The following is a 14,059-nucleotide window of genomic DNA, read 5'->3' on the forward strand; positions in this document are numbered from 1 at the left end:
CGGGGGTGGTCGAGACGTTTTGGCCGGTCCGGCGGTCGGCCCCACCCCGCCACTGGAAAGGCCCGTCCGGGGTGACACCATTCATCTCCCGTTCACCAGGCAGCAGTCCGGCAGGTGAACGACTGACGACGCGCGGGAGGGATCGTGATGGCCGAAGTGGGCGTCCCTAAGGTGAGCGTCGTGGTGCCGGCATACAACTGCGGCCCGCACATCGACAAGCTTGCCGCCTCGCTGCTGCGCCAGTCACTACCCGCCGACGAGTTCGAAGTGATCTTCGTCGACGACGGGTCGACCGATGACACGGCCAGACGACTGGACCGGCTGGCCGCCGAGCACCCACACATCAGGGTGCGGCACATCGAGAACTCCGGCTGGCCGTCGCGCCCGCGCAACCTGGGCATCGAGCACGCCCGCGGCGAGTACGTCTTCTTCGCCGACGACGACGACTGGTTCGCCGACGAGGCGTTGGAGCGGCTCCACGCCTGCGCGAAGACGCACGACGCCGACATCGTGGTCGGAAAGATGGCCGGCCACGGGCGCTCCGTGCCGCGCGAGCTGTTCCGGAAGAACCGCTTCGCCGCCACCCTGGAGAACTCCCCGCTGATCGACAGCCTGACCTGCCACAAGCTGTTCCGGCGGTCGTTCCTCAACGAGCACGATCTGCGGTTCCCGGAGGGTGGCAAGCGTCGGCTGGAGGACCACTCGATGGTCGTGCGGGCCTACTTCCTGTCCCGACGGACCTCCGTGCTGTCCGACTACACCTGCTACCACCACGTCCAGCGGAGCGGCGCCAGCAACATCACGGCGGCCCAACTGGACCCGTCGAGCTACTTCGCCAGCGTGCGGGATGCGCTGGACATCGTCGACGCCAACACCGAGCCGGGTCCGCTGCGGGACCGGCTGCACCGGCGGTGGCTGCGCAACGAGATGCTCAGCCGACTACGCGGCAAGCGGCTGCTGGACGCCCCCGAGGGCTGGCTGGAGCAGGTCGCGCTGGAGACCCAGAAGGTCATCCAGGACCGGTTCGCCCCTGGCGTCGCCGCTGGCCTGCCGCCCCTGCTTCGGGCCGTGGCGTACCTGGCCGAGCGGGGCCGTGTCGCCGACCTGCGCCGGCTGGCCCGCTGGGAGGCGGGCATCGCCGCGCACGGCACGATCGACGAACTCCAGCGCTCCGACCGCGCCGTCACCGTGACTGTCGCCGCCGAGCTGCGCTCCGCGGACCAGCCGGTCGGCTTCCGCGCCGACGACGGCCGGGACGTGTTGGTGCTCCCGATGGAAGAGATCGACCCCGAGGTGCTCGACTCCACCGCGCAGGTCCGCAAGGCCCGCCTGGACATGGTCGCCCGCCGCCGGGAGACCGGCGACGAGATCTTCCTCCCGGTGACCTTCCAGACCGAGCGGATCACCGGAACGACCGGAGCGGACACCGTCCACCTGGTGCACCGGGCCACCACCACGATTGACTTCGGCGCCCTCAACGGCGGCCGGACCAGGGGTAGCTGGCTGCTCAAGGCCCGGATCACCAACGCGGGTTGGACCGAGGACGCGCGGCTGCCGCTGGTGTTCATCTGCCGGGCCGACGGCTCGCGGCCCCGGATCCGCGACGAGCGGAAGGTATGGAACCGGGTGCGGTCGGCGGTGGGCCGGCGGATCCGGCGCTGATCCGCCCGCCCGGGTCGTGGAGTGGCGCCCTCGACCGATCGGCGGTCGGCTGCGAAACTGTGTGCCGGTCAGCGAGTGGGGGGTGTGGATGAGCAACGGCTGGGTGCTGCCCGACGAGGTGCTGCGGGACGCGCCGGCGTACACGCCGCGTCCCGGTGAGCTCGCGGATCTGGAGCTGCTGCTGACCGACGCGTACGCCCCTCTGACCGGTTTCATGACCCGCGCCGACCTGGTCTCGGTCAGCCGACGCGGCCGGCTGGCCGACGGCGTTCCGTGGCAGGTCGCGGTGACCCTCCAGGTGCCGGCCGCGCTGGCCCAGAGCTTCGATCCGCGCGACCCGGCCCGCCGGGCGCTGGTGCTGACCGACGGCGAGGGCGCGCCGACGGCTGCCCTGGACGTGGCGGACGTCTGGCAGGTACGCGAGGGCGTGGCCGGGGTGGGCGGCCAGGTCCGGCGACTGGGCGACGGTGGCCACGGCCCGTTCCAGCGACTGCGCCGCAGCCCGGAGGAGGTCCGGGCGCTGCTGCCCCCGGGCCGGGTGCTCGGGGTGATCGCCGACCGGCCGCTGCATCGCCCGCAGCTCGCCCAGATCGCCCATGCCGTCCGCACCCTGGCCGCGCACCTGCTCGTGATGATCCCGGTCGGTGAGGGTGGCGTCGGTGGGCTCCCGCCGGAGGCGCTGGTGCGCACGATCTTCGCCGCCCGGGACCGGATGCCGCCCGCCACTCTCGTCGCGGTGCCGCTGTCGCACCGTCGGGAGGAGATCAGCGACGCGCTGTTGCGCGCCCGGGTCTCCGCCGCGTACGGCGTCACCCACCTGCTCTCCACGGGGGAGATGCTCTCCGGTGCCGGGCTGCGGGTGTTGGTGCCGCGGGAACTCGCGTACGACAACCGGGACGGCCAGTGGCGCTGGCGGGAGGACATCCCACCGCGCAACCGTCGGCTCGCGCTGACCCAGCAGGAGATCGACGACCTGCTCGACCGGGGCTTCCCGTTGCCGGAGTGGCACACCCCGCCGGCCGTGGCGAGGGAGCTGGCCCGGGCCCGGCCGCCGCGCCGGCACCGAGGGCTGGTGGTCTTCATGACCGGTCTCTCCGGCTCCGGCAAGTCGACCATCGCCCGAGGGTTGGCGGACGCGTTGCGGGAGAGCGGCGACCGCACGATCACCCTGCTCGACGGGGACGTGGTGCGCCGGGAACTTTCCGCCGGGCTGGGCTTCAGCAAGGCCGACCGGGATCTGAACGTCCGACGGATCGGCTGGGTGGCTGCCGAGATCGCCCGGCACCGTGGGGTGGGTGTCTGCTGCCCGATCGCCCCGTACGCGGCGGCCCGCGCCACCGCCCGGGAGATGGCCCTGGCCGCCGGGGCGGGTTTCGTGCTGGTGCATGTCGCCACTCCGCTGGAGGTGTGTGAGCGTCGGGACCGCAAGGGCCTGTACGCGCGAGCGCGGGCCGGCCTGCTCACCGGGATGACGGGCATCGACGACCCGTACGAGGAGCCGACCGACGCCGACCTGGTGCTCGACACCACCGACCTGAGTGTGGCGGACGCGGTGCAGGTGGTGCTGCACCATCTGACCGAGACCGGCTGGGTGGAGATGAAGATCCCGTCCGCCTGAGGCGTCGCCGTACCCCGTTCCTTCCACCGCTGTCCGCTACGCGCTAGTGTTCATCTTTGTTGGAACACGTTTGACCGCGTGAGAGTACGTGGACCCCCGGGAGGCACGGCGAATGCTCGCTCAGCAGCGGCAGGTGGCCATCCTGGAGCGGGTCCGGTCAACCGGCGGGGTCCGGGTGAGTGAGTTGGCAGGCGAGTTCGGTGTCTCCGACATGACCATCCGGCGCGATCTGGAGGCGCTGCACGATCGCGGCCTGCTGGCCAAGGTGCACGGCGGCGCCACCACAACCGGGCCGAGCTCGACCGACGAGCCGGGCTTTCACGCCAAGTCGGTCCGCCAACTGCCGGAGAAGGCGGCCATTGCGGACCGGGCTGCCCAGCTGGTCCGGCCTGGCGCTGCGGTCGCGCTCTCCGCCGGCACCACCACGGCCGAACTGGCCCGGAGGCTGGTGGACGTGCCCGGCCTGACCGTGGTGACCAACTCGCTGCCGGTGGCCGAGATCCTGCACGCCGGTGGTCGACCGGACCAGACGGTGGTGCTCACCGGCGGCGTACGCACTCCGTCGGACGCGCTGGTCGGCCCACTCGCGGTCGGGGCCGTCCGGTCACTGCATTTGGATCTGCTCTTCCTGGGCGTACACGGCATCACCGAGCGGGCGGGCTTCACCACCCCGAACCTCATGGAGGCCGAAACCGACCGCGCGCTCGTGGCCGCGGCGGACCGGCTGGTGGTGCTCGCCGACCACACCAAGTGGGGCACGGTGGGCATCTCCTCGATCATCGAGCTGGCCGCGGCACACGTACTGGTCAGCGACGACCGGTTGCCTCCGCCCGCACGACGGGTACTCGGCGAACAGGTGGGCGAATTGATCATGGTGAAGGCGACAGGGGCGGGCCGCGCGACGCGCACGCCGACGAGTGAGGGGGCGGCGCAGTGAAGCGCACCGCGATCGACCTGGCCGACGGCCGGGAGCTGATCTACTTCGACGAGCGCGACGACGCGGTCCGCGACCAGCCGGACCGTCGGGACCTGCCGCCGCCGCCCCCCGCGTCCCAGCTGCGCTACGACCCGCTGACCGACGAGTGGGTGGCGGTCGCCGTGCACCGGCAGACCCGCACCTTCCTCCCGCCGGCGAACGAGTGCCCGCTCGACCCGTCGGTGGGTGACCGGCTGACCGAGATCCCCGCGCCCGACTACGACGTGGTGGTCTTCGAGAACCGGTTCCCGTCGCTGAGCGGCCGGGTGGCCGACGAGCCTGGGGAAATCACCCCGTTCACACCGGTCCGGCCGGGCCTCGGGCGGTGCGAGGTGGTGTGCTTCACCTCGGACCACAACGCCTCCTTCGCCAGCCTGCCCCCGCGCCGGGTTCGCACCGTGCTGGACGCGCTCGCCGACCGCACCGAGGTGCTCGGCGAACTTCCCGGCGTGGAGCAGGTCTTCTGCTTCGAGAACCGGGGCGTCGAGATCGGCGTCACGCTGCACCACCCACACGGGCAGATCTACGCGTACCCCTTCGTGACGCCGCACACCCGCGCGCTGCTGGCCGCGGCGCGCCGGCACGCGGAACGGACCGGCGGGGGCAACCTGTACGCGGACGTGCTGGCCGCCGAACGCGCCACCGGCGACCGGGTGGTCGCCGAGAACGATCACTGGACGGCGTTCGTCCCGGCGGCTGCCCGCTGGCCGTTCGAGGTGCACGTCGCGCCGCGCCGCGTGGTGCCGGACATCCCGGCGCTCAGTGACAGCGAGCGGGACGCCTTCGGGCCGCTGTACCTGGATCTACTGCGCCGCTTCGACGGCCTGTTCGACATGCCGATGCCGTACATCTCGGCCTGGAACCAGGCCCCGGTGCGGATCGACCGGGAGTTGGGCCACCTGCACCTGCAGCTGTTCAGCATCCGGCGAGCCAAGGACAAGCTGAAGTACCTGGCGGGCTCCGAGTCCGGGATGGGTGTCTTCATCAACGACATCTCCCCCGAGCGTGCCGCCGACCTGCTGCGCGCCGCCTGATCCAGGCGGAAACACACCGCTGCCTGAGATGTCCGGGAAACAGGGCGCGGGGGGCCCGGGACAGGGCCCCCCGCAGGGAAGGGACGGCTGGCTGTGCACGGCACAGCCGGGAAGGCTGGCTGATCGGCGCACGGGTGCCGCGGGTCGACCGTGGTCAACCTTCCTTGGACGCGACTGGCATCTCGTCCATCCTGGTCAACGAGGCGCGCCGACCGGAGTGACGCCAACTGGCGCGCCACCGGTGGACACGCCGAAGCCCGCCGGCGAGTGCCGGCGGGCTCCGATGACGCGGTACGCCTGGGTCAGGCGGCGATCTTGCGCGCCAGGTTCTCGTCGAGCGCGTTCATGAACTCGTCGGTGGTCAGCCACGGCGCGTCGCGCGAGATGAGCAGCGACAGGTCCTTGGTCATCTGGCCACCCTCGACGGTGTCGACGATGACCTGCTCCAGGGTGTTGGCGAACTCGGTGACCGCCGGGGTGCCGTCCAGCTTGCCCCGGTGGGCGAGGCCCCGGGTCCAGGCGTAGATCGACGCGATCGGGTTGGTCGACGTCTTCTCACCCTTCTGGTACTGCCGGTAGTGCCGGGTGACGGTGCCGTGCGCGGCCTCGGCCTCGACGGTACGGCCGTCCGGGGAGAGCAGGACGGAGGTCATCAGACCCAGCGAGCCGAAGCCCTGCGCGACGGTGTCGGACTGCACGTCACCGTCGTAGTTCTTGCAGGCCCAGACGTAGCCACCCTCCCACTTGAGCGCGGCGGCGACCATGTCGTCGATCAGCCGGTGCTCGTAGGTGATGCCGGCGGCCTCGAACTCGGCCTTGAACTCGGCCTCGAACACCTCGGCGAAGATGTCCTTGAACCGACCGTCGTACGCCTTGAGGATGGTGTTCTTGGTCGACAGGTAGACCGGGTAGTTGCGGTCCAGGCCGTACCGGAACGACGCGCGGGCGAAGTCACGGATCGACTCGTCGTAGTTGTACATGCCCATGGCGATGCCGCCGCCGGGGAAGTTGGCGACCTCCATCTCCATCGGCGCGCCGCCGTCGGCCGGGGTGTAGGTGATGGTCACCGTGCCGGGGCCGGGGACGACGAAGTCGGTGGCCTTGTACTGGTCACCGTGGGCGTGCCGGCCGATGATGATCGGCTTGGTCCAGCCGGGGACCAGCCGCGGCACGTTGGACATGATGATCGGCTCGCGGAAGACGACGCCGCCGAGGATGTTGCGGATGGTGCCGTTGGGCGACCGCCACATCTTCTTCAGGCCGAACTCTTCCACCCGGGCCTCGTCCGGGGTGATGGTCGCGCACTTGACGCCGACGCCGTGCTCCTTGATGGCGTTGGCGGCGTCGATGGTGACCTGGTCGTCGGTCTCGTCGCGGTGCTGGATCGACAGGTCGTAGTAGTGCAGGTCGACGTCGAGGTAGGGCAGGATCAGCTGCTCGCGGATCTGCTTCCAGATGATCCGGGTCATCTCGTCGCCGTCGAGTTCTACGACCGGGTTGTTTACCTTGATCTTCGCCATCGGCCGGCGCTCCTCTCGGGGGACACGTGCTCTAGCAGTACGAGCGTACTGCAATTGGACCGGCAGCCCTCAGCCGGCCTCGACCGACCGGCGGAAACCGGGCTGGACGGCTCAGGGGTTCCCTGGCACCATCACCCGATGCCTCTGAGCCGCACCCTCGGGTCTATCACGGTCACGGCGCTCAGCGACGGGGAGGGCGCCTTCTTCCAACCCCGCACGGAGGCGTTTCCGCATGCCACGGAGGCCCACTGGAGGGAAGCCGACCGGCGTGACCCCGGCTCGGTGACCGCCGACGGGCAGTGGTGGCTGCCGTTCCGCAGCTTCGCGATCCGCGCCGGTGACGGGCCGGTCACCCTGGTCGACGCGGGCATCGGCCCGGCAGACTCCCTCGCCGCGAGCTGGGCACCGGTGCCCGGCCGGATGCCCGCCGAGTTGGCCGCCGCGGGCATCGACCCGGCTGACGTCGACACGGTCGTGCTGACCCACCTGCACAGCGACCACATCGGCTGGGCGGTGACCGGCACGCCGGGGCGGCCATACTTCCCGAACGCCAGCTACCTGGTGCAGCGCGCCGAACTCGACGCGGCGGAGACGCTCAACCCCGGGCTACCGGCCGGCCTGATCGCGCCGTTGCGCGCCGCCGGCCAGCTCCGCGTGGTCGACTGCGAGACCGCCCTCACCCCGGCGGTACGCCTGCTGCCCACCCCCGGCCACACCCCGGGCCACCAGTCGGTGCTGCTGGAGGCGGCCGGCGATCGGATGCTGTTCACCGGCGACCTGCTGGTGCACGCCGTGCAACTGGTCGACCCCGACCTGGCGTACGCCCACGAGGAGGACCCGGACGCCGCCCGGCTCTCCCGCACCAACCTCCTCGCCACCTTCTCCCCCGCCATCCTCGCCACGCCCCATCTGAGCGAGCCCTTCGCTGCCTTCTGAGCCCCTCCGTTTCGCGCCAGTTGGTCCGCGTCGTGCAGGCCGTCCGCGCGAGTGAAGGCGGGTCGGACGATGATCGACTTCATTTCGCCGACGTGGCGGTATCCCGGCGCTGGGACACCGCCACATCGGCGACATGAAGTGGATCCCCCCCGCCGAGGACGCGGGCCGTTCGGAGCCAGGTCGAGCGAAGGGCCCGTCGGCGGTGCCGACGGGCCCTTCGAAGCGCTTGGTACGGAGATCACATGCTGGCGACGTCGCCCTGCTTGGCGCGGACGGCCTCGGCGGCCTCCTTGAGGCTGGCCATCTCGTCGGCGTCCAGGTCGGTCTCGACGACCCGCTTGATTCCCTCGGCACCGATCTCGGCCTCGACACCCAGGTAGACACCGGAGATGCCGTACTCGCCGTCGACCCAGGCGCAGACCGGCATGACGTCGCCGGAGTCCTCGGCGACGGCCTTGGCCATCCGGGCCGCGGCGGCGGACGGGGCGTAGTACGCCGAGCCGGTCTTGAGCAGCGCCACGACCTCGGCGCCACCGTTGCGGGTCTTGACGACCAGCTCCTCGATCTGCTCGGCCGGCATCGCGTCACGCAGCGGCTTGCCGTTGACCGTGCTCTTCGACGGCACCGGCACCATGGTGTCGCCGTGCGAGCCGAGGGTCAGCGTGCGGACCGACGCCACCGGTACGTTCAGCGCCTCGGCGACGAAGTTGGTGAACCGGGCGCTGTCCAGCATGCCGGCCTGGCCGAGCACCCGGTTCTTCGGGAACTGGGTGGCGAGCTGGGCCAGCGCGGTCATCTCGTCCAGCGGGTTGGAGACCACGATGACGACGGCGTTCGGGGCGTACTTGGCGACGTTCTCGGCGACCTGGCGGACGATCTTGGCGTTGGTCGCCAGCAGGTCCATCCGGCTCATGCCCGGCTTGCGCGGCAGACCGGCGGTGATCACGACGACGTCGGAGCCCTCGATTGCCTCGTAGCCCTCACCGTTGGCGCCCGTGGTCACGCCGACCACCTTGGTCTCGAAGCCCTCGATGGCCCGCGACTGGTTGAGGTCGAGGGCGAGACCCGCTGGCTTGCCCTCCACGATGTCGGTGATCACTACAGTGTCGAAGACGTCGTACTCGGCCAGGCGCTGTGCGGTGGTGGAGCCGTAGAAACCAGCCCCGACGACAGTGACCTTCTTACCCATGGTCGTCCCACTCCCTGTTACCAGTCGGTTTTCCGGACCGTATCAGTCATCCTGGCACCGATCAGGCCAGGGGCGGACGGTTACGGCCTTACACCTCAACCGCGCTCGGCACGCTCCACGACGTTGGTGAGCAGCATGGCCCGAGTCATCGGACCGACGCCGCCGGGCATGGGGACCAGTGCGCCGGCCGTCTCGGCCACCTCAGGGTCCACGTCGCCGGTGTAGCGGCCCTTGCCGTCCGCGCCGATCACGCGGGTGATGCCGACGTCCACCACGACCGCGCCGGGGTTGATCATGTCGGCGGTGAGCAGGCCCGGTACGCCGGCCGCGACGATGACGATGTCGGCGGCCCGGGTGTGCGAGGCGAGGTCGAGGGTGCCGGTGTGGCAGAGGGTGACCGTGGCGTTCTCGCTGCGCCGGGTGAGCAGCAGGCCGAGCGGGCGGCCAACGGTGTTGCCGCGACCGACCACCGCGACGGTGGCGCCACGCAGGGCCACGTCGTGCCGGCGGAGCAGCTCGACGATGCCGCGCGGAGTGCAGGGCAGCGGGCCGTCGTAGCCGAGGACGAGTCGGCCCAGGTTGACCGGGTGCAGGCCGTCGGCGTCCTTGTCCGGGTCGATCAGCTCCAGCACCCGCTGGGTGTCGAGGTGGGCCGGCAGTGGCAGCTGGACGATGTAGCCGTGGCACGCCGGGTCGGCGTTCAGCTCGGCCAGCACGTCGTCGACCTGCTGCTGGGTGGCGTCGGCCGGCAGCTCCCGGCGGATCGAGGCGATGCCCACCTCCGCGCAGTCCCGGTGCTTGCCGTTGACGTACGCCTGACTGCCCGGGTCAGCCCCGACCAGGACCGTGCCCAGCCCCGGGATGATGCCGCGTTCCGCGAGTGCCTTCACCCGTATCCGCAGCTCGTCCTTGATCTCCGCTGCGGTTGCCTTGCCGTCCAGAAGCGTCGCCGTCACGACCCGATCGTCTCACGGCCACCGCCGGAGGTTCAGACGACCTCACTCGGGCCACCCGTCACAGTCCCGATCAGCACCGCCGAGCGTGACCGTGTGTGACGTGTCGCTAGTCACTCTGCGTCACGATTTGTGGGTTCGGTCACCGTCGAACCAGGCGGGATGGCGGAGGGCGGCGGAGACCGGACCTCTGACGCAGAGGGCGTTAGTCTGCCGCAGGCAGGCACATCCATCCCCTTTGACTGCGTGAACATCCGCAGGTCGGCGAGGTTTGAGCCGATTTCGTGCTACCAGGACCGCCGGGCTTCGTCAAGGGAGGGGTGCCTGGACCGTTACCCACCCGCAACCGCGTCGTTGCCGAAGGCCCGCTGCCGACCTACCGTTGCCGCTTGTTGCGCAGCGTAACCCAGCGTCGGGCCTGACTGCGCAGCGTGAGGAGATGAGGAGGCTCAATGCGAGTTCGTAGACTCGCTGCCTGGACCGCCCTCCCGCTCGCGGTGACGCTGGGCCTTGCGGCCTGCGGCAGCGGCGGAGACGGTGGATCCGGCAGCAGCGACCCCAACGCGGCCGTCAGCATCCAGATCGGCGAGCCGCAGCACCTGGTTCCGACGAACACCACCGAGACGTCGGGCTCGCAGGTGCTCGCCGGCCTGTTCAGCCCGCTCGTGGACTACGACGCGCAGAACAAGCCGTTCGAGGTCGCGGCCGAGTCGGTGACGTCGCCGGACAACAAGGTCTGGACGATCAAGCTCAAGGACGGCTTCACCTTCCACAACGGTGAGAAGGTCACGTCCGAGGACTACATCAACGCCTGGAACTACGGCGCGTATGCGCCCAACGGTCAGGGCGGCGCGTACTTCTTCGAGAAGGTCGCCGGCTACCAGGACCTCCAGGGCGAGAAGCCGAAGGCCCAGACGATGTCCGGCCTGAAGAAGGTCGACGACCTCACCTTCACCGTGGCGCTGTCCGAGCCGTACATCGACTTCAAGACGATGCTCGGTTACAACGCGTTCTACCCGCTGCCGGACGCCGCGTTCTCCGCCCCGGGCGTGCTGAAGGACTCGTACGAGCAGGCACCGATCGGTCAGGGCCCCTTCAAGATGAAGGGCACCTGGCAGCACGACTCCAAGATCGATGTCGAGCGGTACGACGCGTACCCGGGCGAGAAGCCCAAGGTGCAGGGCGTCCAGTTCCGGGTCTACCAGCAGCTCTCCGCGGCCTACGCGGACGTCCTGGGCGACAACCTGGACGTGCTGCCCACGATCCCGACCGAGAGCCTGAGCAACGCGCCGACCGACCTGGGTGACCGGTACCAGACCAGCCCCATGTCGTCGTTCCAGTTCCTCGCGTTCCCGACCTTCGACAAGGACTACAGCAACCCGGACGTGCGTAAGGCCATCTCGATGGCCATCGACCGGGACGAGATCACCAAGTCGGTCTTCAAGGGTTCGCAGGATTCGGCCCGCTCGTTCGTCTCGCCGGTGTTGCCGGGCTACCGGGAGAACACCGCGGGCGCGGCCGGGGAGTTCAACCCGACCGAGGCCAAGAAGCTCTACCAGGCCGCTGGTGGCCCGTCGAAGATCGTCATCTCCTACAACGGCGACGGCGGTCACAAGGACTGGGTCGACGCCACGGCAAACCAGCTGAAGGCCAACCTGGGCGTCGAGGTCGTCGGCTCCGCCGAGCCGAAGTTCGCCGACCTGTTGACCAAGGTCGAGAAGAAGCAGTCGGTGGGTGTGTTCCGGTTGGGTTGGGTCATGGACTACCCGACCATGGAGGACTACCTCGGCCCGCTGTACACCACCAACGGCTCGTCGAACTACTACGGCTACAGCAACCCGGAGTTCGACAAGCTGGTCAAGGAGGGTTCCGCCGCCAAGACGCAGGACGAGGCGATCGCCAAGTACCAGCAGGCGGAGGACATCCTGGCCAAGGACATGCCGGTGATCCCGCTCCGCTTCGGCGAGAACGTGTTCGGCCACTCGTCCAAGGTCACGAACGTCGAGATGGACCTGTTCCAGCGGGTCAACCTCGTGAAGATCGAAGCGGCCAGCTGAGCTGACCATGGTGCGGGCCACCCCGGCGACAACGCCGGGGTGGCCCGGACCGCGCTGTGCCGGCCGGACCGCTCCCGCGGGCCTGGGTCGGCGGCGCTGGGCTCCCCCGGGCCGGACGGCACCTCTCGGATATTTCGGGTACGACCAGAGATGCCGTCCTGCGACCCTTTCGCACATTTCCGGAGAGACTGCTAAGCATGTTCCGCTACATCCTGCGGCGCCTACTGCAGATGGTCCTGGCGTTCTTCGGGACCACCCTGATCGTCTACGCGCTGATGTTCGCCGGCCAGGGCGACCCGATCCAGGCCCTCGCGGGCGAACGACCGGTGACGGCGGCCCAGCGGGCCTACCTGACCGAGAAGTACCACCTGGACGCCACCGGCGTCGGCGGCTTCTTCTACCGCTACTTCGACTACGTCAAGAGCCTGCTCCAAGGCGATCTTGGGCAGTCGTTGACCGGCCGGCAGATCGGCGACATCCTGCAGGCGGCCTGGCCGGTCACACTGAAGCTCGCGATCATCGCACTCGCCGTGGCGATCATCGTCGGCGTCACCGCCGGCGTGATCGCCGGCATCCGCCGCGGGAGCATCTTCGACAACTCCACGCTGGTGCTGACCCTGCTGGTGCTGGGCATCCCCACCATCGTGCTGGCGCCGCTCGCGCAGTACTTCCTGGGCGTCAAGTGGCAGCTCTTCCCACCCACCGCCGGCTCCCAGCCGACCTTCTACGCGCTGCTGCTGCCCGGCATCGTGCTCGGCTCCCTGTCGCTGGCCACCGCGCTGCGACTGACCCGTACGTCGGTGGCCGAGAACCTGCGCGCCGACTACGTACGGACCGCCCGGTCCAAGGGCCTGGTCAAGCGCCGCATCGTCACCGTGCACGTGCTGCGCAACTCCCTCATCCCGGTGATCACCTTCCTCGGTGTGGAGCTGGGCAACCTGATGAGCGGCGCGATCATCACCGAGGGCGTCTTCAACATCCCCGGCGTGGGCTTCAACCTCTTCCGCGGCATCCGGACCGAGGACGGTCCCCTGGTCGTGGGCATCGTCAGCGTGCTCGTCGTGGTCTACCTGGTCTCGAACCTGGTGGTGGACGTCCTGTACGCCGTACTCGATCCGAGGATCCGCTATGAGTGAGCGCAGCGAGGTGCCGGCGTGAGTGACTTCGAAACTGTGGCGGCCACCGAGAACCAGGCCGCTCGGCGTGGGCCCTCGGGCGAGCCCGGCGCACCGAACCAGGTCGGCGTGCCGCAGAAGCCGCGCAGCCTGGCCGGCGACGCCTGGCGCGACCTGCGCCGCAACCCGATCTTCTGGATCTCGCTGACGCTGGTCGTCATCCTCACCCTGATGGCCCTGGCCCCCAGCGTGTTCACCGCCAACGACCCGAGGGACTGCCTGCTCTCCCGCCAGCACGCCGGGCCGTCCGGCGGGGCCATCTTCGGGTACGACTTCCAGGGCTGCGACACGTACTCCCGGGCGGTCTACGGCACCCGGGCCTCGCTGCTGGTCGGCGCGCTCGCCGCGCTCGGCACCGGAATCATCGCGCTGGTGGTCGGGATGCTGGCCGGTTACTTCGGCCGCTGGGTCGACGCGGTGCTCTCCCGGGTGATCGACGTGGTGCTCGGCATCCCGCTGCTGCTGGCCGCGATCGTGCTGCTCAAGCGAGTGGCCAGCAGCAGCCAAACCGCCCGGATCGCGGCAGTGATCTTCGTGCTGGCCATTCTCGGCTGGACCACGGCGGCCCGGGTGGTGCGCTCCTCGGTGATCACCGCGAAGGAGCAGGACTACGTGGCGGCGGCCCGGATGCTCGGCGCCAGCAATGGCCGGATCATGTGGCGGCACATCCTGCCGAACTCACTGGCCCCGGCCATCGTCGTGCTGACCATCGCGCTCGGCTCGTTCATCGCGGCCGAGGCGACGCTCTCCTTCCTGGGCATCGGCCTGAAGGCGCCGACCATCTCGTGGGGCCAGGACATCGACACCGGCCGCATCCACATGCGGGAGGCGGCCACACCGCTGATCGTCCCGTCGGCCTTCCTCGCGCTGACCGTGCTGGCGTTCATCATGCTCGGCGACGCCATCCGTGACGCCTTCGACCCGAAGCTGCGGTGATCT

Annotated in this window: 11 protein-coding genes; 8 read left to right on the forward strand and 3 right to left on the reverse strand. The window is 69.8% G+C overall.

The annotated features are described in order from the left end of the window. Nucleotides 1-147 precede the first annotated feature (147 nt). From ABZS37_RS05015 to galT, 4 genes are all read left to right on the forward strand, one after another. Entirely contained in the window at nt 148-1,662 is a 1,515-nt protein-coding gene (locus ABZS37_RS05015; protein WP_355165907.1) for a glycosyltransferase family 2 protein, read from the forward strand. Between the two features lie 88 nt (nt 1,663-1,750). Beyond that, on the forward strand, nt 1,751-3,280 hold the full coding sequence (gene cysC / locus ABZS37_RS05020) for an adenylyl-sulfate kinase (protein ID WP_355165647.1): 1,530 nt from the start codon (nt 1,751-1,753) through the stop codon (nt 3,278-3,280). A gap of 112 nt (nt 3,281-3,392) precedes the next feature. Then, nucleotides 3,393-4,217 carry a DeoR/GlpR family DNA-binding transcription regulator gene (locus tag ABZS37_RS05025; protein WP_355165649.1) on the forward strand — a complete coding sequence of 275 codons (825 nt, stop codon included), beginning with the start codon at nt 3,393-3,395 and terminating at the stop codon, nt 4,215-4,217. After that, nucleotides 4,214-5,290: a galactose-1-phosphate uridylyltransferase gene (galT, locus tag ABZS37_RS05030; protein ID WP_355165651.1), complete on the forward strand. Its 1,077-nt coding sequence runs from the start codon at nt 4,214-4,216 to the stop codon at nt 5,288-5,290. Before ABZS37_RS05025 ends, galT begins: the two co-directional genes overlap by 4 nt. Nucleotides 5,291-5,592: 302 nt before the next feature. Here galT and ABZS37_RS05035 read toward each other — a convergent pair whose 3' ends face one another. Beyond that, nucleotides 5,593-6,810 (reverse strand): NADP-dependent isocitrate dehydrogenase, encoded by a 1,218-nt coding sequence (locus ABZS37_RS05035; protein WP_354995131.1) that lies wholly within the window; start codon nt 6,808-6,810, stop codon nt 5,593-5,595. Between the two features lie 138 nt (nt 6,811-6,948). Here ABZS37_RS05035 and ABZS37_RS05040 point away from each other — a divergent pair, with 138 nt between their 5' ends. Beyond that, nucleotides 6,949-7,746 (forward strand): MBL fold metallo-hydrolase, encoded by a 798-nt coding sequence (locus ABZS37_RS05040; protein WP_355165653.1) that lies wholly within the window; start codon nt 6,949-6,951, stop codon nt 7,744-7,746. Nucleotides 7,747-7,984: 238 nt separating this feature from the next. Here ABZS37_RS05040 and ABZS37_RS05045 read toward each other — a convergent pair whose 3' ends face one another. Together ABZS37_RS05045 and ABZS37_RS05050 are read right to left on the reverse strand one after the other, a co-directional pair. Next, entirely contained in the window at nt 7,985-8,935 is a 951-nt protein-coding gene (locus ABZS37_RS05045) for a malate dehydrogenase (protein ID WP_354995129.1), read from the reverse strand. A gap of 95 nt (nt 8,936-9,030) precedes the next feature. Then, nucleotides 9,031-9,891, reverse strand: coding sequence for a bifunctional methylenetetrahydrofolate dehydrogenase/methenyltetrahydrofolate cyclohydrolase (locus ABZS37_RS05050; RefSeq protein WP_238644677.1), 861 nt, complete (start codon nt 9,889-9,891; stop codon nt 9,031-9,033). A 449-nt stretch (nt 9,892-10,340) separates the two neighbouring features. Here ABZS37_RS05050 and ABZS37_RS05055 point away from each other — a divergent pair, with 449 nt between their 5' ends. The 3 genes from ABZS37_RS05055 (at nt 10,341) to ABZS37_RS05065 (ending at nt 14,056) form a co-directional block, all read left to right on the forward strand. Beyond that, the gene (locus ABZS37_RS05055; RefSeq protein ID WP_355165655.1) at nt 10,341-11,945 is read left to right on the forward strand and encodes an ABC transporter substrate-binding protein; all 1,605 of its coding nucleotides are present in this window, start codon (nt 10,341-10,343) and stop codon (nt 11,943-11,945) included. A gap of 197 nt (nt 11,946-12,142) precedes the next feature. Further along, complete coding sequence (locus ABZS37_RS05060) at nt 12,143-13,081, forward strand: ABC transporter permease (RefSeq protein WP_354995126.1); 939 nt, start codon at nt 12,143-12,145, stop codon at nt 13,079-13,081. 18 nt (nt 13,082-13,099) lie between these two features. Then, the gene (locus ABZS37_RS05065; RefSeq protein WP_355165657.1) at nt 13,100-14,056 is read left to right on the forward strand and encodes an ABC transporter permease; all 957 of its coding nucleotides are present in this window, start codon (nt 13,100-13,102) and stop codon (nt 14,054-14,056) included. Nucleotides 14,057-14,059: the final 3 nt, after the last annotated feature.

The sequence above is a fragment of the Micromonospora sp. NPDC005413 genome (assembly GCF_040606435.1).
Lineage (GTDB): Bacteria > Actinomycetota > Actinomycetes > Mycobacteriales > Micromonosporaceae > Micromonospora.